Origin of the sequence: Pedobacter xixiisoli (assembly GCF_900215335.1) — a bacterium.
Classification (GTDB): Bacteria; Bacteroidota; Bacteroidia; order Sphingobacteriales; family Sphingobacteriaceae; genus Pedobacter; species Pedobacter xixiisoli.
Map to the genome: position 1 here is coordinate 1,419,288 of NZ_OCMT01000001.1, position 26,770 is coordinate 1,446,057.

At 36.9% G+C, this 26,770-nt stretch carries 22 protein-coding genes; 18 read left to right on the forward strand and 4 right to left on the reverse strand.

From position 1 onward, the window contains the following. Window positions 1–26: 26 nt before the first annotated feature. The 3 genes from CRO54_RS05640 to CRO54_RS05650 form a co-directional block, all read right to left on the reverse strand. Window positions 27–3,395, reverse strand: a complete 3,369-nt coding sequence (locus CRO54_RS05640) for a T9SS type A sorting domain-containing protein (RefSeq protein WP_097129617.1) — start codon at window positions 3,393–3,395, stop codon at window positions 27–29. 1,183 nt (window positions 3,396–4,578) lie between these two features. Next, window positions 4,579–5,334: a LytR/AlgR family response regulator transcription factor gene (locus tag CRO54_RS05645; RefSeq protein WP_097129621.1), complete on the reverse strand. Its 756-nt coding sequence runs from the start codon at window positions 5,332–5,334 to the stop codon at window positions 4,579–4,581. Next, a complete protein-coding gene (locus CRO54_RS05650) occupies window positions 5,324–6,430 on the reverse strand; it encodes a sensor histidine kinase (protein WP_240775025.1) in 1,107 nt (368 codons plus the stop codon). The genes CRO54_RS05645 and CRO54_RS05650 overlap by 11 nt, the downstream gene beginning before the upstream one ends. A 684-nt stretch (window positions 6,431–7,114) precedes the next feature. Here CRO54_RS05650 and CRO54_RS05655 point away from each other — a divergent pair. The 18 genes from CRO54_RS05655 (at window position 7,115) to CRO54_RS05740 (ending at window position 25,549) form a co-directional block, all read left to right on the forward strand. Then, window positions 7,115–9,196 carry an HRDC domain-containing protein gene (locus tag CRO54_RS05655; RefSeq protein ID WP_097129623.1) on the forward strand — a complete coding sequence of 694 codons (2,082 nt, stop codon included), beginning with the start codon at window positions 7,115–7,117 and terminating at the stop codon, window positions 9,194–9,196. A 256-nt stretch (window positions 9,197–9,452) separates the two neighbouring features. Next, window positions 9,453–10,205 (forward strand): LytR/AlgR family response regulator transcription factor, encoded by a 753-nt coding sequence (locus CRO54_RS05660; protein WP_097129951.1) that lies wholly within the window; start codon window positions 9,453–9,455, stop codon window positions 10,203–10,205. Beyond that, a complete protein-coding gene (locus CRO54_RS05665) occupies window positions 10,205–12,157 on the forward strand; it encodes a sensor histidine kinase (protein WP_097129625.1) in 1,953 nt (650 codons plus the stop codon). Before CRO54_RS05660 ends, CRO54_RS05665 begins: the two co-directional genes overlap by 1 nt. A 139-nt stretch (window positions 12,158–12,296) precedes the next feature. After that, entirely contained in the window at window positions 12,297–12,740 is a 444-nt protein-coding gene (locus CRO54_RS05670; RefSeq protein WP_138765750.1) for a hypothetical protein, read from the forward strand. Between the two features lie 8 nt (window positions 12,741–12,748). Then, window positions 12,749–13,315, forward strand: coding sequence for a peroxiredoxin family protein (locus CRO54_RS05675; RefSeq protein WP_138765751.1), 567 nt, complete (start codon window positions 12,749–12,751; stop codon window positions 13,313–13,315). Beyond that, on the forward strand, window positions 13,316–13,930 hold the full coding sequence (locus CRO54_RS05680) for an XAC2610-related protein (protein WP_097129635.1): 615 nt from the start codon (window positions 13,316–13,318) through the stop codon (window positions 13,928–13,930). 13 nt (window positions 13,931–13,943) lie between these two features. Continuing rightward, a complete protein-coding gene (locus tag CRO54_RS05685; RefSeq protein ID WP_097129637.1) occupies window positions 13,944–15,002 on the forward strand; it encodes a GIDE domain-containing protein in 1,059 nt (352 codons plus the stop codon). Next, on the forward strand, window positions 14,999–15,976 hold the full coding sequence (locus tag CRO54_RS05690) for a hypothetical protein (RefSeq protein WP_097129640.1): 978 nt from the start codon (window positions 14,999–15,001) through the stop codon (window positions 15,974–15,976). The genes CRO54_RS05685 and CRO54_RS05690 overlap by 4 nt, the downstream gene beginning before the upstream one ends. Before the next feature lie 39 nt (window positions 15,977–16,015). Then, window positions 16,016–16,972 carry an XAC2610-related protein gene (locus tag CRO54_RS05695; RefSeq protein WP_138765752.1) on the forward strand — a complete coding sequence of 319 codons (957 nt, stop codon included), beginning with the start codon at window positions 16,016–16,018 and terminating at the stop codon, window positions 16,970–16,972. A 2-nt stretch (window positions 16,973–16,974) separates the two neighbouring features. After that, window positions 16,975–17,556, forward strand: coding sequence for a hypothetical protein (locus CRO54_RS05700; protein WP_097129645.1), 582 nt, complete (start codon window positions 16,975–16,977; stop codon window positions 17,554–17,556). Next, window positions 17,556–18,374, forward strand: a complete 819-nt coding sequence (locus CRO54_RS05705; RefSeq protein WP_097129647.1) for a VanW family protein — start codon at window positions 17,556–17,558, stop codon at window positions 18,372–18,374. Before CRO54_RS05700 ends, CRO54_RS05705 begins: the two co-directional genes overlap by 1 nt. Window positions 18,375–18,842: 468 nt before the next feature. Next, a complete protein-coding gene (locus tag CRO54_RS05710; protein WP_097129650.1) occupies window positions 18,843–19,922 on the forward strand; it encodes a hypothetical protein in 1,080 nt (359 codons plus the stop codon). A 13-nt stretch (window positions 19,923–19,935) separates the two neighbouring features. Beyond that, complete coding sequence (locus CRO54_RS05715) at window positions 19,936–20,475, forward strand: hypothetical protein (protein WP_097129652.1); 540 nt, start codon at window positions 19,936–19,938, stop codon at window positions 20,473–20,475. Window positions 20,476–20,478: 3 nt separating this feature from the next. After that, window positions 20,479–21,240 carry a hypothetical protein gene (locus CRO54_RS05720; RefSeq protein WP_097129655.1) on the forward strand — a complete coding sequence of 254 codons (762 nt, stop codon included), beginning with the start codon at window positions 20,479–20,481 and terminating at the stop codon, window positions 21,238–21,240. 481 nt (window positions 21,241–21,721) lie between these two features. Continuing rightward, window positions 21,722–22,606 carry a hypothetical protein gene (locus CRO54_RS05725; RefSeq protein ID WP_097129657.1) on the forward strand — a complete coding sequence of 295 codons (885 nt, stop codon included), beginning with the start codon at window positions 21,722–21,724 and terminating at the stop codon, window positions 22,604–22,606. 22 nt (window positions 22,607–22,628) lie between these two features. After that, window positions 22,629–24,407: a tetratricopeptide repeat protein gene (locus CRO54_RS05730; RefSeq protein ID WP_097129659.1), complete on the forward strand. Its 1,779-nt coding sequence runs from the start codon at window positions 22,629–22,631 to the stop codon at window positions 24,405–24,407. A gap of 16 nt (window positions 24,408–24,423) precedes the next feature. Continuing rightward, entirely contained in the window at window positions 24,424–25,143 is a 720-nt protein-coding gene (locus CRO54_RS05735) for a carboxypeptidase-like regulatory domain-containing protein (RefSeq protein WP_138765754.1), read from the forward strand. Next, window positions 25,136–25,549: a hypothetical protein gene (locus tag CRO54_RS05740; RefSeq protein WP_097129664.1), complete on the forward strand. Its 414-nt coding sequence runs from the start codon at window positions 25,136–25,138 to the stop codon at window positions 25,547–25,549. Before CRO54_RS05735 ends, CRO54_RS05740 begins: the two co-directional genes overlap by 8 nt. Here the strand turns inward: CRO54_RS05740 and CRO54_RS05745 are convergent. Continuing rightward, entirely contained in the window at window positions 25,546–26,754 is a 1,209-nt protein-coding gene (locus CRO54_RS05745; RefSeq protein WP_097129666.1) for a hypothetical protein, read from the reverse strand. The genes CRO54_RS05740 and CRO54_RS05745 overlap by 4 nt on opposite strands. Window positions 26,755–26,770: the final 16 nt, after the last annotated feature.

A 26,770-nucleotide genomic window follows, 5' to 3' on the forward strand; every position in this document is an offset into this window, starting at 1 on the left:
CCCCATTGAACCAATTAAACTCAAGTCTATGGTTTGATCAACTTAGCTTGGATTTGCTCCTTGCCATTGCTGATCTGCAACACATAAACACCTTTAGGCATTGCCGCACTTACCGTGATGGTATTGCTGCCACCTTTATGATCGAAACTGCCTTTTTGTAGCAACCTGCCTGTAATGTCGCTTAATTTATAGGTATAGGTACCATTGCTGTAGGCAGCCATGGCTACGTTAACCGTATTACCTACTAATGGATTAGGATAAACAGAAGCCGCACCCTCATTTAAGCTGGCAACTTTCACCTCTCTAACACCTTCAAAATAGCTTGCTGTACCATCATTGTTGATAGCAGACAAACGATAATAATTGCTACCCAATTTTGGATTGGCATCTACTGCGCTGTAGCTATTAAGCTGGCCTGCGCTTACTGTAGCTACCTTAACGAAAGTTCCACTGTTAGTTAAACGTTCAATCTCATAACGTAAGATTTCTACCTCACTGCTCACGCTCCAGTTTAAATTAACTTTGTTACCGTTTAATTTAGCGGTAAAACCACTGAAAGTTACTGGCAATACTACGACCTCCTCAAAGGCACCCATTGTAGGCAATGTAGCCCTAGAAGTACCTAAAATATCGTCCGTAACAGAAACCGATGTACCTTTTCCTGCCACCTTTAATTTGCCAGGCTCTGTAGTTTTAAGAAATTGCGTAGAAGCTGAAGCCATGTTGAAGAAAGCACTTGGCGTTAAAGTCATGTCGTTAATTGAATTAACATCCTGACCGCTGTGGCTCGCTTTCCATGACGTAAAATCTTGGTTTACCCCACTCCAATAACCTACAATAGGATTGCCACTTGCAGTAGCTAGGAAATTGTAATTTGAGCTCCAAGCTGCCGCACCATTAGTAGTAGCATACAAACTATGTGCACCTGTGCCACCACTACGGTTGTTGAACAACAGGTTATTCTTAAGATCCATCGGGCTATCGCCATCACGATAAATGGCCGAAGAACCAGCCGTATGGGTAGCCGTACCTTCTAACAAGATGGTATTGTAAGAGGCATTGATAGCCGCCGCAGGGTCTGTAGCATTATCATACTCTGCCAAGATACCATATACGGGGATAATACCGTCGTGGTTGATATGGATGACGTTATTGCTAACGTTGTAAGCATTTGGCGAAGTCTCGGCAAGCGCCATCCCGCCTACGCTCGCACCCGAGGTAGCGCTAGTAATCTTCAAGTTATAAATTCTGTTTTTGAGGATGTTGGCAAATTTGCCCACGATACCATATACCGTTGCCGCTCCAACACCCGTATTCTCCAGGTCGTAGATTCTGTTGCCGCTAAGTATACTATTGCCCCCAGAGCCAAAAATACCCATTAAATTTTTGTAAGGGCTAGTGGCACTTGTTAAGGGTTCTACATTTCTGCTCCTAAGGCCCCATATGGTATTACCAGTAATGGCTGTAGCAGCACTACCACCATCGAAAATACCAGAAAGGTAAGAACCGTTGCTTACCCCGCCTAAAGTTAGTACTTCGATGATATTGTTCTCAACCGTGTTGGCAAAACTACCCAATGCATATATACCATACAATACCCCCTCCTCATTGGCCGAGAAGTGTCTTACTGTATTGTTGCGGCTGATTGCAGCCTGCATATAGATTCCGTAAATATTAATTTTCGCAGCGGCCGCACCGCCACCAACAATCGTTTGTATGCTGCTAGCCACTGTACCGCCAATAATGTTGTTTTCTATAGGCTTTAAGTTTAGTGTGCTAGAACCTACTGTTCTTATAACATAAAATGTTGAAGTTGCTGCCGTAGCCAGAGTAGTTTTAATACTTAAACCACCTATCTGATTGCCAGTAATTTTAGTCGCAAAATTACCAAAAGCATAAATACCATTGTAGTTACTTGAAGCTATAATAGACTCTAATGAAATATCACCTGTAGTACTTTGCGATCCAATTTTATTATTGGTGATCTCAGTATCAACGGCGGTATAAATGAGTGCATATGTAGTTAAAGCTCCACTAGCACTGATTTTTGTAATCGTATTGTTGTCAATAAGTTTACCATTTCCCGCATTCACATAAATCCCATAAAAACTATTAGTTCCTACACCACCAAGCTCATTAAACTTTACATTAGCCAAGATATTATCTTTGATATTACTTGCATTATCACCTGTATTATCCGGCTGTATCAAGAAATAGCTTGCACTTCCATTAGTATTTTTATTAATTACGAAACTATTTGGTGTACTTAACGAGCCTATAGTATTGTTAAGTACATCAACAATTTGGCTACCTGCCGTTAATATCACTCTAAAATTACTAGCTCCGGTAGTAGGTGTATTTGCATTGATATTAGCAAAGGTATTACCTTGTATTGTAGTTTTTGCCGCACTTGAAGTGGCATTTACAGAGATAAAATTAGTGCTCTGTGCTGTCATATTCATTGCTGCACCACCGGCATTGGCAGTTTGTCCGCCAATAAAATTGTTGTTTATAGTATGACCGCCTAGCGAAGTGGCCAAGTAAACTATACCTGTTGCGTTAGTACCATCTGCTACTACAGTTTGCGTACTGTAGAAATGGTTGTTGTTAATCTGCCATGCATTACCAGAAACGCTGTAGATGGCTGCTCTCCCACCCCAGTACTCAAAATTATTGTTGGTAATCTGGGTATTGTGGTTAGGTAATGATGCTGTACCAGAAGAAGCAATCTGAGGTGTTGGTGCAGCGCCTGCTACAGCTGTACTTGCACTACTGAAAGTGTTATTGTCTATCGTGTTATTAGTATTACCTGTGGTACCCGCAGCACTGGTACTTAGCAATACTGAAGCGGAAACCGTATTTACCGCAGCAGCTATCTTAAAATTAAGGTAGCTTAACTTATTGAACTGGGCATCGTTGATCATCCTTACCACACTAGTTTGGGCACTAGAACTCGTACTGGTATTTTCTAGGGTAAGAGACTTTGTAGTTCCTACTCCACCGGGTCTACCATCTATAGTAATGTAATCGGCATTGTTAAGGTCTATCAGCGGTAACGCTGTTAAGTTTGCCGTTAAACTTACATTCATGCCTGTAGCCGGCCTAATGGTTAAGCCCAAAGTAGCACTGGCACCAGGTAAAGCATTAAAGGTAATGCTTGTAGCTCCTATAGTTTCGTTCGTATAGGGAGCAGTAAATTCGAGAACGGCTTGTCCAGTACCCGTTAGGCCATTTACATTTACATAGGTAGCTGCCGAGCGTAACGATTCGAATGTACGAGTAGCGCCGCTACCTCCATCAGTACCATTTATTCGATAAACCGTACCTCCTGTGAGCTGAGCATGGGCTCCAAAACCCATCCCCAAAGCAAAAAGAAAAAGTAGTCTTTTTTTCATGATAGAAATTGTTATTAATTGATATTTTTTATTGATTAATTAGTTATTAGTTTCTCGAAACAACGGGATAAATAGCACCTACATCTCTCTTTCATCGTTTCTCCCTAAGGAGAAATCTATATCATTCGCCACTGAAATAATTGGCAAAGGTTATTAGCTTCCAGAAGTATCGAGATTATTTGTAAATCAGTTAAACTACATCATCGGCCTTTTATAGACTAGGCGATGTGTTGATGTCTTTGCAATCCTCATTGCGATACTTAAATACATTTAGAGCTGCAAATTGCTTTAGCAGGATACAGTATTGTTTGATTGCTTTCAACAACTGTTAACTTTATGTGTAAATTCTGCGGGTAAGGTATTTCTCTAACCATTTGTTAATCTGTTTTTTTAATAAGTAGTGTGCGTAAATATTTACATTTATAATGCCACTTATAGAAAAACACGAAGACACGCTTACACCCAATATTTTTAAAAACGAAGCAAACAACTGATTACCAACAACTAAAAACAGTTTATTTTAAACATATAAGCTATGCGATTACTTTATCTCTAACTGATATACACAAAATTATTTAACTGATTTTTGGGGAAGCACATATCCCTCTATACCCAAATACGACTAAAAATGAACTTTGAAAGTTCAATTAATTATGAGATTTTGCAGACGATTTTTAGCAATTTCTGTGATTTCGAGCATATTAGAGAATCCATTGAACTAAGCTTTCCAAAAAGAGGTTTAAGCATATCCAAAGATCTCTCCATTCCGCTGCGCTTCAGTCGGGATAACGGACTGATGAAAGGATGATGAGATTAGGAAGTTTAATGAACAATGACGGATGAACTAGTGAGCCAACCAACACACTTTCGGGTTTTAACCCGTAACCAAACATGCTAGATTCCTCCCTAATGCCGGAATGACGTACTTGGGTGTGAACAGTGTAATACCAATCCCTGATACCTAACCCCTAAACAAATACCCCGACCTTCGGCCACCTCTCTAAAAGATGGGAATGGTGTACCTGGCAATGGACAGTGCAAACTAATGAACCAATGACGAATGAATTAGTGAGCCAACAAACACACTTTCGGGTTTTAACCCGTAACCAAACATGAGGCTAGATTGCTCTTAAGATCGGAATGACGTAATTGGGTGTGAACAGTGCAACTAATGAACCACGAACTAACAATCCATCCATTGCTTTAACGCAGCAGCTTTTTCTCGGCTTACAATTACCTCGATATCACTGTTTTTGAGTGCGACCTTTAGCTTGCCGTTAAAATGGTTATGGAGCTGAGCGATGGCATTTACATGGACAATGCACTGCCTGTTGGCCCGAAAGAAAACGTGAGGATCTAGCTGTTCATCCAACTCTTCCATGGTTTGCGGCAGTACTACTTCCGTACCATCTTTTAACCTAGCTTTGGTAACTTTAAATTCAAGGTGGAAATAACAAATCTCCTCTATCGCGATAGCTTTGTAACCATCCTTATAGGGAATTAAAAATCTACTTCGATGTTCCTTAGGTTTTAAATACCTCACCAAATCATCTATTGCCGTTTGACTTTTATTTGATGTGCAGTATTGTTCTACTTTTTCTAGGGCTACCTGTAATTCTTCCTGTTCTACAGGTTTAAGTAAATAATCTACACTATTGTATTTAAACGCTTTAACAGCATACTCATCATAAGCTGTAGTAAATATGATTGGACAAGTAATCGTTACCTTATCGAAGATTTCGAAACTTAGCCCATCTGATAAACGAACATCCATCATCACCAAATCAGGCATATTTTCATGGTTAAACCACTCCAAAGTTTCAGCTACGCTATCTAATACCGCCACTATCGTTGCTTGGGGTCTAATGACACCTATTAGCCGCTTTAATCGGTCGGCATTTAGCTTTTCGTCTTCTATGATTAGGATGTTATTGCTCATAATCCATTAAGTGAACAACCACTTTATAGGTAGTTGGAGTTTTGATAATTTCTGGAGTTTTGCCTTTCAAAAGTTCAAATCTGCTCATGATATTTGGAAGCCCGATACCAAAAGAACGTAAATTTTGGTTTTCTATTAAGGCTAACGAATTTTCTACCACTAAAATTTGCGCTTCTTGCGTGTAAACTTTAATAGTAAGTGGGTTATTTTTATTCGTAGAATTGTGTTTGATTGCATTTTCTATCAACAGTTGCAGGGTAAGCGGCGGCAGGTACAAAGCCTTACTTTGTGGGGCAACGTCAATATCGAAAGTAATGCCCGAGCCAATACGGTGTTTGATGAGGAAGATATAGGAGTCTAGAAATTTAAGTTCTTCTTCCAGCGAAATAGTGTTCTTCTTAGAATTGACCAATAGAAAGCGGTACACCTTGGAGAATCTCTCTGAATATTCGTAGCCAAGCTGCTGGTCTTCGAGAATTAACTCCGATAAAATACTGAGGCTGTTGAAAATAAAATGAGGATCTAGCTGTAATTTGAGCGAGTTTAACTGCGCTTCTACGGAGGCTTGTTTCAGCTCTGCTTCTCTTAGTTTGTGCTCCGTTACTTTCATTTCGGAGTTTTTCCAATTGCTCACTAAATAACTACCTGTGTTAATGGCAATAATCATGAAAGAAATCATCATGCTCACCACACCCCACTGCATTAAATTCTTGATATCTTCCGAAGACGGCGCACTTAAATCTTCCTTTTCGATGCAGATAATAAAAACGATGTTTAAGAATATGATAAACATCACTGCCAACATGTTAAATAGTGCTTCTACCACTAATCGTTTAAGTGGCCTGTCGGTCCACGGTAGGCTACGGTTAAGCTTTGCATGTATAAAGATAGACGCTTCTGAGACGAGAAAGCAAAAAACTAAGGAAGTACACCATTCGGCCAATAAATTCCAGAAATTTCTTTGCGAATACTCTGCCCAAAACTTAGCGTAAGGATCTAATAAAAAGGAAACTAAGTAAAACAGCACAAAAGCAAAAGGCACAAAAACCATTCGTTTTACCTTATTACTTAAAAATGTATTTTCCGTTTTATTCACCAACAAAGCTATATTTAATCTTCTGCAAAGGTAATCCAATCATAGGTTTATCTTAATTTTTCTTCACCGAAGTGTAAAAAAAACGGGCTAAATCGGAGATATGCAAGGTTGAATAACCTAAAGTGTGGGATGTGTATATCCGTAAACTCGACTTAAATTGAAGCAACCTCACTAATGTTTCGTCATTTCGACGTTAAGGAGAAATCTAATCACATGTATAATTAGCATTGGTAACTAATTACTCGGTTTGTAATTGCATATTTGCTAATAATGGATTACAAATCCATGGTTATTTAAGTCGGGATTAAAAATCTCCGACTAGCAAGGCTTGAAGCAACCTCGCTAATAGTTCGTCATTTCGACCTTAAGGAGAAATCTAGCTATATATAAAGATGGCATTTGCTGATGAACATTCGAATTTCATATCGCAAATAATGGATTACAAACCATGGTTATTTAAGTTGAAATTACAAATCCCGACTAGCAACATTCCTAGCGAAAGCTTTACGATTCCTGTATGACGTGCTTGGGTGTAGGCATTGCCAACCAACCAACCAACCAACCAACCAACCAACTGAATATAAACCACTTGCAAAACCTTCAAAAAGTTATCCCCAAAACGGATATTCGCAAGCTGTTTTGGGCCCTATTTTTTACCTTTGTAGCTCAAAAGCATAGCGTAAAATGAAGCTAAATTCCCTGCAACAACTCATCATGGATTTTATAGAGAAGACCGACAGGCCTATCTTCATGACAGGGAAAGCAGGCACAGGGAAAACTACGTTTTTACGCTACATTAAAGCCAATACCACTAAAAACCTTGCTGTGGTAGCCCCTACCGCAGTTGCTGCAATTAATGCAGGCGGCGTAACCATCAACTCTTTTTTTCAAGTTCCTTTTGGTCCCTTGGTGCCGAGTACACAAACTGCTTCGTTAGCCGAGCTTTTCGATAAGAAAGTAGGTTACGAAAAAACCAAGCTGCTCAAATGCCTCGACTTGCTGATTATCGACGAAATTAGTATGGTGCGGGCAGATATGATTGATTACATTGATACCGTGCTGCGAGCCGTAAAAGGCATTTCGAAACCATTTGGTGGTGTACAATTGCTGATGATTGGCGATTTGTACCAGCTTTCGCCAGTTTTTCAAAAAGATTGGCATGTCCTTCGGAATTACTATACTGGTCCTTATTTCTTTGATAGCTTAGCGCTTCGAAAAACACAGCTTCTTACTTTCGAATTGGAAGAAGTTTACCGCCAAACCGACCCTGTCTTTGTAGATATACTGAATAGTGTACGTGATGGTTCTGGTAATGAAGCTCTACTCGCTAAACTGAATGAGCGCCATTTGGAGAACGCTACAGCCGAAGAATTACGAGATTATGTAACGCTAACTACGCATAATCCTTTGGTGAAACAAATTAACGAGCAGAAATTAGCAGCACTAGAGAGCGAAGCCTATACTTATACGGCGACGGTAACCGATGATTTTCCTAAAGAGGCCTATCCTGCTGAAGAAGAGCTGATACTTAAAGTTGGTGCACTTGTAATGTTTATTAAAAACGATGCTTCTGGGAAAAAGCGTTATCACAATGGTAGAACAGCAAAAATTACGGCACTTACCGAGCATTCTATCCTACTCAACTTCTTAGATGATGGCACCGAACTGGAAGCAGAACGTGAGATTTGGCAGAATGTAAAGTATGCATTTTCTGAAACGGACAATAAGGTAACCGAAACCAATGCCGGTTCATTTAGTCAATTTCCATTGCGATTGGCGTGGGCAATTACCATCCATAAAAGTCAGGGATTAACTTTTGACAACGCCTTAATAGATGTAAGTGCTGCTTTTACCCACGGTCAAGCTTATGTAGCACTAAGCAGGTGCAGGAGCTTACAAGGCATGGTATTACTGGAGAAAGTGAAACCAGCGAATATCATTACCGATAAGTCTGTGATAGGTTTTATGCAAGCAGCAAAAGAAAAAATGCCAATCAATACAGATTTGGAACAGTCTATCATCAGCTCGGAATTAGGCGTACTTTCTAGCTTGTACGATTTCTCCATCATGATATTGGCATGGAACACCTATAAGTCTATTTTGTTAGAACGTTTATCGATTGATTTAACCGCGACGGAGAAGTTGCTACACACAGAAATTGGCAACATTGGCACTCGCTTTATTCAGAAGGAATTAGCTTCGCAAAACGAATCGCCGTGGCAATCGGTAAGTTTAAAAGAGCGTTTACAAAAATCGTCAACATACTTTTTAGCTAAGCTCGAGTTATTGGAAGACATGCTAATTGACTTGCACCAGACCTATCCGGCAGCATTGATGGATGACGATTATTACTTATCGGTGAATCTTATTTTAGAACAACTGAAAGGCAAAACAGCAATGTTCCGTTCATTACCGTCTGCAATTGATACCACAACAATTTTAGAGCGTTGGAAAAGTGCTGCTATCGAATATCAGGCTATCGACAGATGGACCTCTACCACCGTTACCAAAGAAGCCGAAATCACTAACAAGGCACTTTACGACCAGCTTTATGCTTGGCGCATCAAAAAAGGAAAAGAAAGAAATACATCAGACTATAACATTTTATCAGAGCAGGTGCTGAAAGATGTTGCAGCTAAACTTCCTAAAACACTTAAACAGTTCTCACAAATTAAAGGTGTTGGCGAAGGAAAAGCGTTTGATTTTGGAGATGAAATCCTTAAGATGGTGAGGCAATATTTGGGAGAAGGTGATTTGCTTTTTTAGCAAAATGATATTTAAACACATACAAACATAGGATTTTAAGCTGATCGTAGATCTTTATTTCTATGTATCTATACGCTAATAATAAAAGAAAATATCATGCTTTCTAAACACATAGAAACATAGGATTTTGAAGCTTATTTCTATGTCTTTATGTGGTTATAAGAAAAGAGACCAAAGATCAATACTAACAGTATTTTAATACTAAAACCTATAATGCTTGGCAGTATTTTTGTACGTGTCTTAAAAATTAATGCCCATGATCAGAACTTTAATTATTGAAGATGAACCCGCCGTACGTAAAGAAATTGAATGGCTATTACAAAAACAAAGTGATTTTAATTTAATTGGTGCGGCAACCAATGTAGCCGACGCTTTAATTTTGATCAAATCTACCGCTCCAGAGCTGGTTTTAATGGATATCCAGCTAACCGATGGTACCGCTTTCGATATTTTAAATCAACTCGAAGAAATCAATTTCAAGATTATATTTATTACCGCCTTTAACCATTTTGCAGTGAAAGCGATTAAGTATGGTGCACTTGATTATTTGTTGAAGCCTTTGGACGAAAATGAGTTTCAAACAGCCTTAACCAAGATTGCCGAAGATGGTGCAAATGGATTAGCACAACAGCAACAGCAAATTTCGATTCTAAAATCTCAGTCCTTAAATACCGAAGGTGATCTGGAAAGCCGTATAGTTTTACACACACTGGAGTTTCTTCAGGTACTGCAACTCAAAGAAATTGTTTATTGTCAGAGCGAGGGCGGTTACACTAATTTCTTTTTAACGGAAGGCAGAAAAATCATGATTTCGAAACCGTTGAAATTCTACGATGAGCTGTTGCCAGAAAAATGGTTCCTTCGCCCCCATCAATCGTATTTAGTTAATGTGTTGTACGTTGATAAATTCTTAAAATCGGGTACCATTATATTAAAAGACAAAACAGAAATCCCTGTATCTAGCAGAAGAAAAGACTATATCATTCAACACATCAACCATATTGAGTAATGAAAAATAGTTACGCTCTTTTGTGTCTGGTTATTTTTTGCACCGCATTTTACGGATGTGAGCAAAAAGCAATCGACAAAAAACTAGAAGACCGCCAAAAAGCGCTTCAAGGTTTTAAAGATGCCAGTGAAGAACTGAAACAAAGTTCAGATGCTGCTGCGAAACTGAAGTATTGGAATCGACAATTAGCCAATCCCCAATTCAATACAGATTCTGTGTTGGTTTCTAAAATACATTATAATATTGCTGGAGTATTTTATTCGATGTCGGAGTTGGATTCTATCAAGAACCACATGCAAGTGGCTTGGGAGTTGATGGAGAACCAAACTGGATACGATGCTGATAAAGTGCAGCTCTTTTCTGGATTAGGAAATATTGCAAATCTAGAGCAAAAAGTACATCAGGAGAATTATTACTACAATAGTGCGGCGCAAATGTTATTGGCCGACAGTGCCATTAACCTCACACCCAAACAAAAAATAACCATTTATTTCTCTGCAGCACAATCAAGCGCAAAGTTACGTCAGTTTAAAAATGCTTTTGTATTGAACCGCAAAGCGATGGAACTTTTGCCACTTTTAAAAGACAACCAAAAGGAAAAGTTTAGGGCTTACAGTCAGATTGCGGTTTGTTATTTCAAATCTGGCGGCAGTACCGATTCACTTTACAGCTACATCAAAAAAATGGAGCAGCTGTACATGGAAAATCCGAACAAGCAGAGTGAGAACTTTTTGTATGATAGGAAAGCGACTTATTTCTCGAAAGTAAACATCGCCGATTCGGCGTTTTACTATAGCCAAAAAAGGCTTAAGCTAGATTTAGAAGATGAGCTGCAAAATGGTGCAAGGGCTTTTAGCGTTACTACAGGTAATTTATATACCAGCTATTGTGACATGGCTGGCGTTTTCATAGAATCTAAACAACTGGACAGCGCTGCCTATTACTTAAAGCAGTGTGAGAACTTTGCAAAAAAATATCCTGACAAGATAGATGACGAAAGTTTATTACTGTACGAACAAAACTTGGTGAACTATTCTTTTGCCACTAAAAAGTATGCAGATGCCGAGCGCCAACAAGATATTTTGTTAAGGAGAACTCGGTTTCTCTATGAGTTGGAAAGCAGCAGAGCCATCGCAGAAATGAGTACCATTTTTCAGCTTCAGGCAAAAGACAAATCGATTCTTAACCTAAATGAAACGGTGGTTTTGGCACAGAGCAATCTTCAAAAAAACCGACTATGGTTATTAGTGAGCACCCTTGCATTTTTATTGGCTGTAGCCATTATTTCATTGCTTTATTTTATCCAAAGGCAAAGAAAACTAAAGAACGAAGCTGAGAGGGCACAATTGGAACAACGTCTACTGCGCACCCAAATGGAACCTCATTTCATTTTCAATACACTATCGGCACTGCAAAGTTTCATCCGCTTTAACGACAATGAAAAAGCGCTCAAATATTTACATCAATTTGGTAGATTGCTAAGAAGCAGTCTAGAATCCTCTAGAGAAGGTTATGTGAAGCTGAGCGAAGAGATTGACACATTGGAAAACTACCTCAGCTTACAGCAAATGCGTTATGATGATGCCTTCTGCTATCAAATCAATTACGACGAAGAACAAGATGTAGAGAGTATTTGCATCCCTCCTATGCTAATGCAGCCTTTTGTAGAAAATGCGATTTTGCATGGTATCAATCCCAACGGAAAAAATGGTTTAATTACGGTAAATCTGAATGTAAAAGAAAAAACTGTATTGGTAACCATCACCGATAACGGCAAAGGAATTTCTCAAGAAGTTAAACCACAACAGCACAAATCTTTATCTACCACCATCAGCAAAGAACGACTGGCTATTATTGCCAAAGAAAGTGGTGTAGCAGCAGGAATTGAGATTAAAAGCGAAAAGAACAAAGGCACTGTAGTTACCCTAACTATTCCTATAAAAATGGCTTAAATCATTGCTTTTAATCACGAATAATAAGCCAATTATAGCAGATACTAGGCAGCAAACCGCAAATAATAATAGATAAAAACTATTCTTTCGCCAATCTGTAATTTTAGGTATTCAATCTTAAAAAATGATGAAACCAACGATGAAAAAATCATTACATATAGGCATCTGCATCCTCTTATTTCTGCTGGCCGATATTGGGTTTGCAACCGCACAAGAAATCAAAAGATATTTATACCAAGGTATGGTAGATAACAGAGCTGTGAGATTCTACTTAAAGCAGTTACCGAACAATTGTGGCGGTAGCGATATTTACGAAGCGATGTATCAATACGGAAAAGGTAAAAACTGGATTGAACTGCTAAACCAAACTGACGAAAAAGGAAACTTTTGCTTTACTGAAATTCGTTTCACAGGTGTGCTTATCCTTAAAAAAACAGCCACAGGAATGACCGGAATTTGGATTAGTCCAGATATGAAAAGACAATTAAAAGTTAACCTCACCTTACAAAAGCTGTCGGCAATAGAAATTGAAGAGCTTGAAAAACGATTAGAAGTAACACATTACGAAAACTTTGACTGTTAAATAAAGATATGAAGAAGATGAAAAATTTGATTTTCGCCGCATTGGCGTTGGTATTTACGGCTTGCAATTCTGCACCAAAAGAAGAAACGATGGAAGAAAAATTGGCCACCTACAATAAGTCTAAAATTGATTTATTAATGGGTGCTAAACCTGAGTTTTCGGCAAAAACTACAGATGGAAGTGTTTTTAACTCCAAAGATAATAAAGGAAAGTACTGGGTTTTGTTTGTTTACGACAGTGGTTCTATCGCAAAGAGTGAAAGTTATGACATGGCGGCCGAGCTGAACAAAACTTATGAACTGTTTGGCGATAAAATACCAATGGTTGGTTTAGTGAATGGTTTTTCTGATGATGAACCTGCGCTTCAAAAGTTATTTGCAGAGGCGAAGTTTAGCTTTAAACAAATCGACAATACCGAAGGACCCAACAAAGAAAAACCGTTGAACGACAACGTATTTTGTACGCCAGCTAAAATCTTGATTGACCCTAATGGAAAAGTGGTTTATAATGGTTGCGGTGGCAAAACACAAACTTTCGATTATAAGTTGGATAGCTTAGTTAAAGCTGGTTTATAGATGACGATGAGGCTGTTGTTATACTTTACACTGTTACTTTCGACTGTTACATTGGTAGCGCAGGAGAAAGTTTTTCATCAGCCCAATGCTAAAGGGGATTGGCGATATATTTACCCTTTTGTCGATAAAACTTATGTAGTAGCGATACAACACGGCATTAAAGAAGGCGAAGAAGATGCGCTAAAGACAACCAATATCTATTTCGGAAAAGTGGGTAAAACCGATAAAATTTTTTGGAAGGAAGAGCTACAGATGCTGTTAACTCAAAATAGTGTTAGCTACGAAGATTTCAACGACGACGGGATAAAAGATGTCTTAATTTTTGAAAGGAATGGAGCTCGAGGCGCCAATGCTTTCTTTAACCTATATCTGCTCAACCCAACAAATCATACCGTTAAAAAAGTAGTTGGCTTCAACAGAATCGTAAATCCAAATTACAACAAAAAGCATAAAGTAATTGTAAGTTATGGCTTGGCCGGAGAAGATTTTTACACCAGCATTTACAGGATAGATAATAATAACAAACCTTACCAAATAGGTAAAACTTTTAAAGAAACGGATGATACTGATGTAGATCAAAAGATAGCTGATATTTTAAGAAGAAATAAGCAATAGATCATTTTAGAAGATGAGCATCCTACCTAAAGCAATGCCGAATCCATTTGTATCGAACAATCTAAAAAATATTGGTTGTGTTGTGCTTTGTTTTGGTATAGCATTAGGTGTTTTCTTTACCAAATTTTTAGTACCAGTTATTCCTCTACTTATTGGTAGCATTGCGTATTTTTCTACCATAAAGCTAAAAAATATAACTTTCAAAGAACCTCAGAAAATTGCCGAGCTTAATGACGGACAAGTGCTTTTGGAAGGAACTGTTTTAAAACTAGAGGAAGAAATCAACAGCCCCTATTTTAATGAAACTTGCATTGGTTACTTGTACAAAGAAATTGAGTACATTCCCATTGATGATGGTTACAATGATGACGTGAAATCCATTATTACTGAGTGCAAGAACTTTACTTTAAGCACTAATTCGGGCAATATAACAATTAAAGGTAATGGACTCGACCTAAAACAATTGAATCCAAGAACCCACAACGAACATTCGTTAAAACCTGACATTAATGATGTTGGTCATGTAGAACATCTATTGAAAAACAATGACCAAGTCGTGATCATCGGGACCGCTATAAAAAACATTTATCAACGTTTAGAAATTGGCAAAAAAGACAATGAACCCTTTTTTGTAACTACCAAAAGTAAAATTGAAACACAAAAAATCAGTTTTCAAGTTTTGAAACGATTATTTCCATGGATGTGCATTTTGTATCTAGTTGTTAATTACATTTTATTTTTTGCTCCAAATAAAAATATTCCTAAAAGTGATGTTTTTGCTTTTGTCGCGATATTTGGTTTACCGGTACTATTTGTTGTTTTCTGGGTAATTGGCAAAGACAAAAAAGACTGGTTCTCTCAAGTATTTCAATATTTAGCTTCGGTTTGTATTCTCAGTAGCTTACTCAGTTTTCCGCTCATCATCTTATTTTACATGATAGAATTAGAGTTTTACAAAATATATTACATCTTCATTAGCGTTTTATCTGTAGTTGCCTTGGCATTAATCTTTAATCTAAAAAAATTAACAGCATACAATAATCAACACGAAAAAATCAAAGAAAAGTCATGAATAAAAAACTGATTGTATTTTTCAGCCTCTTAGTATTTATTGTAATTATCTCTTTGGTAATCTTTAATAGTGGTTATGAATTACCCAATAAAAACAAACATCCAGAAATACCTTTCTTTCCAAGAATCACTAACGAAAATGATTTTACAAATCGGAAAGTAGATAGTTTTTATGTGAACTCGTACAGCTTATTGAAAAAATCGAATTTATTATTAATTAACTACGACAAGGATACAGTAGACCGTCAATCAACATCGCTAGCAATTGTTAACAAGAGTTTTAAGTCTATTTTCCACTTTAAAACAACCGATTATTTACACTACACTTTTGATGAAAAAACAAACTCTCTTTTTCTCATCGAAAATACTGGTGAAGGAATTAAGAAAGGTATTATCTTCAATATTAACCTTCATAAAACTGAATTTATCCACGAGCTAAATGAAAAAGCATACGAAAATTTGAAAGAAAAGCTGAAAGTGATTAAGCATTTTACACCAAATGGCAATTTTACAGAGGCTATATTTTTTGTTTCAAACGGGGGTCAATTTTATATTGCTAAAAATGAATTAGCGAGCCGTATAAGTAAAGATATGGCATTAACTGCTGGAGATAACTTTAACTTTTTAGTATCTATTGTGATGGCTGGAGACACATCAATCCACAGCAACAGCATACAACTTTTTGACAAAACGGTCATATCAAACCGCATTAAACGATTAATTGTTATTGGAACTCCTTCCTCAAATAGTAGCGATAGCAAGAAACCAATGATTGATGAAGACAAAGGATGGTTTAGTAAAAGCAGGTATTATTTTTTCAAGATAAAATTTAACAAAACAGAAGTTAAGTTTAAAACACATTTATTTTATAATTCTGATGTTTATTTCGATGAATTATCTGAGCCTAAGACAAGTACCGACACCCTACTCTATTATGCTCAGAATAGGTTTTATCAATTTTACAAGAAAAGATAATTGATAAACAGCTACTATCAAACACCTAATAAAACAAAAATGATTAAAAGAACACTTTTGATATTACTAACGACAATTACCTTAAGCCAAACTTATGCGCAAAAAGCCAAAGTTACCGCCAATTTGAATTTTACAGGTACAGTAGGTAATTATCCGGTGGAGATGTCTTTGAAATTGACTAACTATTCTGATAGCGTCTCGGGAACTTATTACTACGTTAAAAGTGGTAGAGAAAATTACATCTACCTTTCTGGAACGCTAAAAGATGGGGATTTGGTGCTTAACGAAAGTACCTACAATGTTAGAAAACGAAAGTTTGAGCATACAGGTTATTTTAGAATGGCGTATGTAGCCCAGACTACGTTAAATGGCATTTGGGAGAAGGATAAGAAAAACACTGACCCGAAGAAAACAATGGTTGCAAAGTTAAAAAGCAGAGAATTGTTGAATAACTTCAATCCACTTGGCTTTGACTTTGTGATGTCTAAAAACAAGCCTAATTATGATAACGTGACGGAAAATGCAGCAAAATATTTCACCTTGCTTTCTTTACGAATCAATGTAAATAAAAGTTCGAGGTGGATACTTAACGAATTTGACAAATATGATTTAGTGAATGATGAGGTAGAATTAGAAGACGTAAATTTTGATGGCTATCTAGATATCAAAGTGCCCATTCACTACCCCGACCTAGCGAAAAACGATTATAGCTATGTATATTTCATCTACGATGTAAAAACTAAAGGCTTCCGTAAAAGTGAGCGTTTAAATGAATTAGGTGTGGTATCATTTAATCCCGTAAAAAAAGAAATAGAAAAAACGGATGCAGATGGTAGTGGAAATGAAGGTACGGCATACTATAAATGGTACAACGGAAAGTTGTTAATCACAAAGGAAATTAGGGTTTATGAAAACGATTCTTACACTCACTACGATGAATACAAAATTGAAAATGGAAACTCGGTTAAAATGCGTAGTTACAAGAAAAAGGGATAGCCATGATATATCAAAAACATACTAAAAAACTGATTAAAAGGACATTATTATTGATGCTACTACCTATCATCACTTCTTGTGGAAATGGCGACCAACCCGACTATAACTATACGGAAGAAGAAACAAAGCAGTTTTTAAACGAGATTACGGCTAATGCGAAAGCCAGCATTACCGATTTGACTGAAATAAACAAGCAACCAGCCAATGAATTTGGAATAGTTACTCGCTACCCACTTCCCGAAAACAGGTTAAAAGAGTATAACGACAATGACGGTACAATGGTAAATAAAGACGATGACATATCCGACTTCGCTTCCTACGTTTTTAAAACCTACGAATTAACTAATGAAAATAACGAGAAGCTACAGTTTGTAGATAATGGACGAGCAGTTTATTTACAAGAATATGGTTTATGGGAATACGATAAGGTATTGTGCCAGAATTTGGGAATTACCCTAAAATTAGATGGAAAGTTTAAAACCTTGAAAGGATTCATCACTATTGAATTTAAGATGCCTAAAAACTTGAATAAAGAGGTAAAAATACCTGTAGCTATTTCAGTGGAAGATAAAATATCGGAGTAGTGAAACAGCGAAAACTTTTAAGCCAGCGGCACCCTATTCTGTATTTCTTAGCAGTTTGGGCTAGGCGTTTAAAGCGTATCGCTGAATGGCACCTCGATGGAAAAAAATATGCAAAAACGAGAACAGTTGACAAGCTTTCCAATCGCATAAAAAAGCACCAATCTGTGTTATTGAAAAAACTGGGAGACAATAATGCGCAACTTCAGCTGAATAAAGTAACCAACTTAAAAATTGCAGTAAAAAAGCTAGATGGAATTTTAATTAAACCTAATGAAACCTTTTCATTTTGTAAATTAGTTGGCTTGCCTACCAAAAAAAAAGGCTATTTAGATGGAATGGAACTTTCTTTCGGAGAAGCTAGAGCAGGAACTGGAGGTGGTATTTGTCAAATCTCTAACCTCATTCACTGGTTGGTGATGCATAGTCCGCTAACAGTTACCGAACGTTACCATCATTCATTTGATCCATTTCCGGATGATGGACGGGTTTTACCTTTTGGTAGTGGTGCTACAGTTTTTTATAATTACAGAGATTACCAGTTTACCAATAATACAGCACATACATTCCAAATCAATTTATGGTTTACGGAGAAATGTTTGGAGGGCGAGCTTCGCATTAACGAAGAGCTAGATTATGCCTACCATGTGATAGAGAAAGACCATCAGTTCTTGAAAATAGCCCATCAGTTTTACCGAAAAAATGAAATTTGGCGAGAGAAATTCCTCAAGTTTGAAGGTGGAAAGGTGGTAGAGACAGAATTACTGACCAAAAATTTTGCTAGGGTAACTTATCAGCCGGATCGTTGGGTTGAGGGGTAGTTAATCATATTCGCTCTATGCCGCATGGCATCAAAAGTATGCAAAAATGCTTGTCAATTCCATATGTGCCTTTTCACAGGCTTTCCCATCAAAAAAGTAGCGCTCAATTTTGTTTATTTTTACTAATCGAAAGTTGCTGCCAACATGAGTACAAAACCACTATGTTTTAGGCTTAATGTTGCAATTTGTACTATTATGATTCCTTTTTTTGATTTGGCTCGCACTAAGAATTGACAATCGTACTTGGCAAAAAATATCATTTTATTAGCGGAACTTTAGCAATAGCAAAGTTTTTACAGCTGGCTTAGTTCACTGCTGATTCGATAAACGTAATACTTCTTCGTTCTACTGATTTAACGAATAATAGCAAAACACCAACAAATAAGCTACTAAATCGCACAGATAATAACTCTCACAAATTACTGCGTTTTAAACAGATATATTAGTGCAACAAAGCATTTGTAAATCATGAAAGCCATTATTAACCTTTTAATAGTATTCTTACTGATTGGTACTGAAGCAAGTGCTCAACAAGTGCTGATGGATACCGCTTTCATGCAGCCTTACGACGCCAATAATTACGATAAAATTGATGGTTTTTTCGACAAAGGAAAAAGCCCAGAAAGATCTACAATAAACAAAAGCACGCTCGTTTATTCACTACCCAACTTAAAATCCAAACAAGTTGGCGATCTCGAAGCCTTCACTCCTATTGTTCTACTAAAAGAAGGAATACATCCTGAAACAAAGCACAACTGGATAAAAATTAAGTACGATGTGCAAAACGATAATGGCAGATGCGAAGAAAGGCAAGGTTACATTATCAACAAAAACCTCAGTATAGGTAATTTAAACGCAAATTTAGCAAACGAAAACCTAGCATTTATCTTAAGTAAAAGTCCGCTGTTAGATGCTGATTTGAAAAAGCCTAGATTTAGATTGAATGCGGTGCATCGTTTTACAGACTTAAATTACAAAAAGGTAAAAAGCGTTAGCAGCTATGATTTAAGCATTGGCGCTGTCGATTATTACAACCATTTTTACTTGGCCGGTGTTTATAATAATGCATTAAAGCAAATGCCAAATTTGTTGCGCTTGTATTGGCATCATGGGGAGAGTTGTCCCGAAAGTGAGGGTAATGTTTTTATAGCTTATGCGAACGGAAAAATGAGCGAAATTATAAATGCTAGCTCTACTGGCGAAGGTGGCTTTTACGAAAGCACAAAGGTTTATATCCCGTTAAAATTTAATAAAGGCAAGATTTTATTAGTGGAAAACGGTGATAGCGAAAACATGCTAGACAGTTACAATGGAACTTCAAAAACCATTCCCTATCCTAAAGATTGTGGCATACCTATTGAACAGTTAGTGGTAGTTATTGAGGAAGATGCGGAGGGTAAAACAGATGCAGAAGGCAATTTCATTGAAGACAAGTACAAAGAAACTGTAATGGTGATTACACATAAAATTATTCGCTATTATCGTTGGACTGGAAGCAAGTTACAAGAGGTAAAAAAGGTAGTGGTTAAACAAAGGAAAGAGAATTAAAAGCTCAATTAGGATGAAAAAATTGATAATGGCTTTGCTGCTAATTGCATTTTTTGGCTGCAAAAATACATCCCATAAAACGGTTGAAGAAAAAGTAACAGGTACAGCAAAAGCTAAACCAGACGGTGTGGCAGTAATCGAGCAAGATATTGTTCCCGTTAAGAAAGCCCCACAGAAAGACACCATTAGAAATTACAAAGACACGCAGATGAGCGAGGAGTTTTTCCAAAAAGCAATCATCGACCTTAGCGACAGTTCTCTAACAGTTTATCAAAATATCAGAGCCGACTACAGGATTTTCGGCTACCAAAAACCAGATACCAACTCTAGGAAAATGATTTTCTTTTCTGTTTTCACACCTGATGTAGAAGGCAACCCTTACAATTGCCCTTATGGTTCTTATTATTATTCGGGAGCTATGCGGGATACCAAAATCAAATACGTTAAAAACACTGGTGCTTTTGTAGAAGCTCATTTGTTTAAAGAAAATAACATTTTACCTACGCCAATTTATTTTCTTAAAGATTGGGTACAGTTTGAAGAAAGGAATTAAGATATGAGAAACTATTTTGCAACCCTCCTACTTATCGGCTTATTTTTATCGGCAAATACCGTAAGAGCAATTGAAAATTTCAGCGGTAATTTTATTGGTAAACTAGGTAGCAAAACAGAGGTTATTTTTAGCTTGAAAAGTAGCAATGGCAAACTGACTGGCTTTTACTTTTATGATAAAATAGGTATCGAAATTAAACTAGCTGGTGAAGTCATTAATGGAAATGCTATTATTTACGAGCTAGATGATCAGAACGTAAAACAGGCAAAAATTACAGGCAAGCTTTCTGCCAACGGCTTCAGTGGCAAATGGGAAAGTTTAACGGCTAAGAAGACATTTCCCCTACAGTTAAAATCAACAAGCAAAGCGATTCCTACCTTACCTAAAAATCTAATTGGAACTTACCAAGCGGATGAACGGGATAAGTGTGCTTTAAATATAGCTATCACCAAAAGTAAAGGCGAATATTTCTACCATTTTAAAAACTTGAAACGCAGCTTAAATGGAAAAGTTACCTTTAGCAGAAGCTTAGATGAAAATTTAGTTTACATCAATTTTCACGGCATTGAATGGGAAGAAGATAGTGGCGATGTCACAAAAGAAGACAATGAAAATTCAGTTGTAGATAATGGACTTCCATCGGTAGTTCAAGGTTTGTTGAGCGATGGAGAGATAGCTATTCAAAATACAGGAAATGCCATGAATAGGTATGTAAAAATCAGTCAATGTGATCTAAAGTTTATCCATTTGAAAAGGATAAAGTAAGTTTGATTTTTAAACAATTTTTTCCTCTCGCCCTCCAAAGTAAATATTTAAGGGTCTTAAATCCCTATTTGCTTACTTCGGCTTGAAATTCGAAGTGCTAGTTATTTAACATCTTTATAACCAGTTCTAACGTGCATCTTAATAAGATAAAAAGATTTATTCTCATTTTAAGATTTCCACCTTATTGGAAATGACTACTAAAAACAACATTTAACGAATAATAAACCTAGGCTAACAAATAGTTTTCACCCACTAACGGATAATAAAGGCGGTAATTTTTAAAACAAAACAGCCTTATATTTAATTAAGAAATTGGATTTAAACGAGTGCAGGGTTGGCGAAATGTTTTTGCGTTAGGGATTGTAAGGGTTTTTGCAATTTTTCTTAGCACCGAAGCGAAGCGCAGCCCTGAAAAGTCCGACCCTTGCGCAGCTTGGGGAACGCCCAATTTCGACCGTAAAAGGAAACAAAAATGAGAATGATGAGAGTTAGCTACATTTTAATGTTGATGATGTTGAATATAGGAATGGCATCTTGCCAGCAAAATAGCGAACCAGACTGCACTGGCAAAAAGGGCGAAAAACGTGCTATCAAATCTGAAAAGATCATTTACTATGTGAATGGAAATGAAAGAAGAGGCAGCTTTGGTTCTGATGAAATGAACCAATACGATGAACAAGGCAACATCTTGACACACTCGATGGTGCTGTACGATGAGGATACCAAAAAAGATACGATTGTTCCGGCTAGCATTTTCCACTACAAAGATGGATTACTCGCTAAACAAGAAAATTTTAGTGTGTTGCGTGGCGGAATTAAGAAGTATGAAGTAGAGACACTTTACGATAAGGACAAAAAAATAATTAAGGTAACACACAATGTTTTTGACCAAAACAAAGCTGTTTTAGATAAGAATTCTCATTATTACGAATATACCGTTAACAGTAATAACATCAAGAAAAGTAATATTTCTTACTATAATGATGCTAATAAAAAGTTTGAGTTCGACTATCGCTTGGAGCAAAAATTTGATGGAAAGAATTTACTGGAAGAGAAATATTTTGGGAAGGATAATGAAATCTACAGAGAAATTAAAAACACTTACAACGATAAAAAGCAACTCATTAAAACGATTAATAATGACCAAGTTTACGCTGAAGTTTACTATACCTACAATGAGCATAACGATGTAATTAAGCGTAAACACACTGATAGAGAAGACTTTGTTTCGGAGATAACTTTTACCTACAAATATGATTGCTACGGCAATTGGATAGAGAAAACCGAGGAAGAAGTCACTAAATCGAACAGCAAAAATGAGGCGGAGCCTAAATACGTGGTAAAAAGAGCAATTGTATATTATTAAGAATTAAAATGAAAGATTAAACATGAAAATTATCTTTACATTTCTACTTGCATTAACTACTACCCTAACCTTTGGCCAAAAAAGCATTTATGTAAAAACGGTAGACGGTTTTTTGCTTGCTAACCAGCCCGATAAGGTACTGCCCTATTTGGAAGCACAGTTAAAGCAGCATCCTAAAAACGAGGAACTGTTGAGGATGCTAGGTTTCCATAACCTACAGCGCAACAATTTGGTGAATGCAGAGAAGTATTATCGAGAGGCACTGGTGGTAAACCCGAAATGCGCTCGTTGTGAAATGAACTTGGGAAATATCTTTGCCCTAAAAAATGATTTTAAAACCGCACTCACTTACTTAGAAAAAGCGGTAAAAATAGACGCCAAAGATGCGATGGTGTGGGTAACCAGAGGTCGTTTAAAAGAGATGTTAGGAGACGGAACTGGCGCTTTAAATGACTACAATACAGCTATTGAACTGGAACCAGCAAATGCGCAACATTATGTACAACGTGGCAGATATAATTTAAATGGTGGTTATAATTCTTTGGCATTAGCCGATTTTAACAAAGCGATTGCACTTGCGCCAACCGAATACGAAGGCTACTATTTTAGGTCTAATGTTTACTTTGGTCAGCAGAAATACAACGATGCACTACAAGATGTAAATAAGGCAATTGAAATTGATCCAAAGCATGACGAACTTTACATTAGCAGAGGTGTGATCTATAATAGCTTGCAAAATTACGAAAAGACTTTAGCGAATTATACGAAGGCTATTGAGCTAAATCCGAACTACTTTTTAGCTTACCTAAACCGTTCTAAAACCTATTATGCGCTAGAAAATCTAGATGCTTCGTGTACGGATTTGCAGACTGTAAAGCGCTTATTAAAAGAAAGTAATATTAACGACCAAGAGCTATTAAAGGAAATTGATGGCGAGCTGAATGATTATTGCGACGATAGCAAAGCCAGTTATTATTACCAACGGGGAATTGCCAACTACAACCTTAATGAATATGCAAAAGCGATTGATTTGTATAACTTGGGCTTAAAGAAATTCCCTAAGCATGTGATGTTATCCATCTTTAAAGGAAACGCCTTGTTGGCGATAAAAGAGAACGAAAATGCACTGAATACTTACGAGGAAGCGTTGAGCAACCAGAAAACTTTATTAGCGGAACTTAAAGAAGCTAGAAATTTAGAAAATGCTGGCGAAGCCGATGCTCAAAAAGCGTACGATGCTACTTTAGCAGATATCCATTTCGGAATAGCGAGTTCCAAAGCAAATTTGAATGATTTTGCAGCAGCGCTTACGCAAATCAATACAGCTATCAAACTAAAAGGCACTGTTAACGAAGGCTTAGAAAGCTACTATAATTTACGTGGAAATATCTATTTGGCACTTACAAATTACAAACTGGCTCAGACAGATTTTAGCAAAAGCATTGCCATTAACAAAAGTTACGCTATAGCTTATGTAAATAGGGCTATTGCCAAGGCCAGTTTAGCAGAGAAAAGCAAAATATCTGCTTATAGTTTTGGAGGAAAAGCAGTCCTTCAGCCTTTGCAGGTGGTTTGGGGAACAGCTAAAACTGTTAAGAAGACGATGGAAAGCAATTTAATTTCAGCTATTGAGGATTGTAATGTTGCTATTGGGATGGACAAAAACTTAGGCTTTGCTTATTACGTTAGAGGACAACTAAAGCAGCTCTTAAACCAAAAAGATTACTGCGTGGATTTATTAACAGCGCAAAAATTAGGGCTACAGATTGAACCGAATTTGCTAAAAAACTGCATCAACTAAATTGAAGTCTATAAGAATGAAAAACTATAAGTTAACAATCCACATGATGTGCTTAGTGCTCCTGCTTTTCTCCTGCTCGGAGCGAATACATGATTACCATGCAGGCTTTGTAGTAGATGAGCAAGGCAAACCTATAGATAGCGCATTGGTTTACGAAGATTTAGCAGAAAGCCATGTGACTAAAACTTACACGGATAGCACTGGTTATTTCAAGCAAAAACGACAAGCATTAATGGATTTAATTGTCGCTAAGGAAGGATACCTAACTGATACAATTAAGGTAGTTTGGCATCAAGCTGGAGAAACTACTGAATATTCGCCGATAGTAAAAAAAGACAGCACTAAAATTGTGTTGAAAGCCGATAATGCAAAACAACGGTCTACAATTGTTTTAGGTTTTTATAGCATTTGCTGTGGTACGCCAAATGGCGAAGAACTGTTGAAGTACGTGGGGATGTTTATTCAGCATCATGATTTAAAGGACGTAAAAATCACTTTAGTAAGCGGATTGGGCAAAGAAGGCGAACATGATTTCTTGATTGAAATACCAACTATTACCAAAATGCAGAAGGCGGTATTCCTTGAAAACCTTAAGAATTTGGCTAAAATGGCTCCAAAAAAAAATTCTGATGGTGGTATTAACGTAAGCGAAACCGAAAATATTAAGGGACGCTACACCAACAGTGATAGGTTGACCTTTAAAGAAATCGATTTAAAATCTCTACCAAATGAATAAATTACTGGCCATAATCTTTTTGGTGGTATCTTGCAATACCAGCCCTGCTCCTTTTCTGAGCGATTTTGTAGTGATTAGCTACAGCAGTCAGTGTTGTGGTGTACCCAGCGATAAACCGTTATTAAGCGCCATTAAACAGTTTAAACGAGCACACAAGATCAAAGTGATTAAAGGCGTTATCATTACTAATATTGGCGACGAAGGCGAGATAGAATATGTTTTAAATCTTCAGCCTTTAAACACAAAACAAAAGACTGAATTTATTAAAGCGCTTTATAAATTAACCAAACCCAGACTCTTGTTTAAAGAGCCTGGCTCGGTTGGAGTTAATGAGAGCCATGTCAAGTATTGGAATGAGCTACAGACAGAAAAATCCCATCGAAATATAGCTAAAACCGATTTTTAATGTTTTGCTTTAATGATATAGTAGGCTCTTTCATTTAATCTTAACAAACTAAAATTAAAGCCTGGAAGCTGATAGTATTCCAGCTTTTTCTCATAACAGTTTTGGATGTTATCAATATGTAAAAACACACTATCTATTCTAAATTTTAACGCTTCACTGCCAGTTCTAACTTCATAGTATTTGTTGCCGTTGTATTTCACATCGGTAATATCGTTACAATAAAAAGTATTGGTTTTGTAGAAGTGCACCATCTTTACAGCGTCAGAATTAGCTTTGATGGTATCAATTTTCCAATCATCTCTAAAATTGAATTGCTCTGCGGCTTGCTTTTCTATATTGCTATCAAACACCCAACTAATCAATTTCTTTCCTTTAAAATCTGTTAAAATACCATTTTTGCAAATCAGTGGAAAAAAATCATTATCGCTATCGTTAACGACATCACTTTCTCTAAGGGTTTCTATGATATCACCATTCTTATTAATTCGATAAACAGCGTAAACTGCTTGGTCTTTATTTGCATCATCATAATTTGTAATAATGATTAACTCGTTTCTATTTGGTAAAAAATAAGGTGGTTTGGTATGCATATAATCATTAGTATCGAGTAGTTTTCCGATGCTGAAATTTTCAGAAGTATTGATTTCATCTAAGCTTTTATAGTCAGCGTAATCGTTAGTTAAGGCAGATTGATTTATCTTTTTAGTAATAAAAATCAGCACTATACTCACCAAAAACACACCGAATGTAGCACCTAAATACCATTGATTTTTTCTTAATAAAAGCTCATTTGGTATTTTATCCTTTAAATTTGGGAAAAAGGTAAGTCCAATGGCAATAGAACAAATGGCAGTAAACAGTAAATGCTTACTTACAAAAACTTTGACCAGATGAAGGAACTCGCGATTTGGGCCAAATGGTTCGACGTAAAAAAGTCCGTAAATAAACCAGCCTAGAAGAGACATCACCGCAAATGGCCATAAAATATGAAAGGCTAAATGAGGATAAACTTTTCCGCTCGCTAAGGTGTGACCAATAAACTTAATGGTGAAGAAATATACAACCAGCGCAACTACTGCCAATACACCAAATACAATTACAGCAGCAAAAGCTATAAAATTCGGCTCAGACTTCATGTAGTAAGAATAGGTGAAAATGAGTAAGGCAATAGCAAGCGCAAATGCCTTAATATTCAGATTTTCCATAGTTGTATTTTAACTA

Coding starts and splice junctions, on each gene's coding strand:
- CRO54_RS05640 (WP_097129617.1), bottom strand. CDS start 3,395: ATGAAAAAAAGACTACTTTTTCTTTTTGCTTTGGGGATGGGTTTTGGA.
- CRO54_RS05645 (WP_097129621.1), bottom strand. CDS start 5,334: ATGAGCAATAACATCCTAATCATAGAAGACGAAAAGCTAAATGCCGAC.
- CRO54_RS05655 (WP_097129623.1), top strand. CDS start 7,115: ATGAAGCTAAATTCCCTGCAACAACTCATCATGGATTTTATAGAGAAG.
- CRO54_RS05660 (WP_097129951.1), top strand. CDS start 9,453: ATGATCAGAACTTTAATTATTGAAGATGAACCCGCCGTACGTAAAGAA.
- CRO54_RS05665 (WP_097129625.1), top strand. CDS start 10,205: ATGAAAAATAGTTACGCTCTTTTGTGTCTGGTTATTTTTTGCACCGCA.
- CRO54_RS05670 (WP_138765750.1), top strand. CDS start 12,297: ATGAAAAAATCATTACATATAGGCATCTGCATCCTCTTATTTCTGCTG.
- CRO54_RS05675 (WP_138765751.1), top strand. CDS start 12,749: ATGAAGAAGATGAAAAATTTGATTTTCGCCGCATTGGCGTTGGTATTT.
- CRO54_RS05680 (WP_097129635.1), top strand. CDS start 13,316: ATGACGATGAGGCTGTTGTTATACTTTACACTGTTACTTTCGACTGTT.
- CRO54_RS05685 (WP_097129637.1), top strand. CDS start 13,944: ATGAGCATCCTACCTAAAGCAATGCCGAATCCATTTGTATCGAACAAT.
- CRO54_RS05690 (WP_097129640.1), top strand. CDS start 14,999: ATGAATAAAAAACTGATTGTATTTTTCAGCCTCTTAGTATTTATTGTA.
- CRO54_RS05695 (WP_138765752.1), top strand. CDS start 16,016: ATGATTAAAAGAACACTTTTGATATTACTAACGACAATTACCTTAAGC.
- CRO54_RS05700 (WP_097129645.1), top strand. CDS start 16,975: ATGATATATCAAAAACATACTAAAAAACTGATTAAAAGGACATTATTA.
- CRO54_RS05710 (WP_097129650.1), top strand. CDS start 18,843: ATGAAAGCCATTATTAACCTTTTAATAGTATTCTTACTGATTGGTACT.
- CRO54_RS05715 (WP_097129652.1), top strand. CDS start 19,936: ATGAAAAAATTGATAATGGCTTTGCTGCTAATTGCATTTTTTGGCTGC.
- CRO54_RS05720 (WP_097129655.1), top strand. CDS start 20,479: ATGAGAAACTATTTTGCAACCCTCCTACTTATCGGCTTATTTTTATCG.
- CRO54_RS05725 (WP_097129657.1), top strand. CDS start 21,722: ATGAGAGTTAGCTACATTTTAATGTTGATGATGTTGAATATAGGAATG.
- CRO54_RS05730 (WP_097129659.1), top strand. CDS start 22,629: ATGAAAATTATCTTTACATTTCTACTTGCATTAACTACTACCCTAACC.
- CRO54_RS05735 (WP_138765754.1), top strand. CDS start 24,424: ATGAAAAACTATAAGTTAACAATCCACATGATGTGCTTAGTGCTCCTG.
- CRO54_RS05740 (WP_097129664.1), top strand. CDS start 25,136: ATGAATAAATTACTGGCCATAATCTTTTTGGTGGTATCTTGCAATACC.
- CRO54_RS05745 (WP_097129666.1), bottom strand. CDS start 26,754: ATGGAAAATCTGAATATTAAGGCATTTGCGCTTGCTATTGCCTTACTC.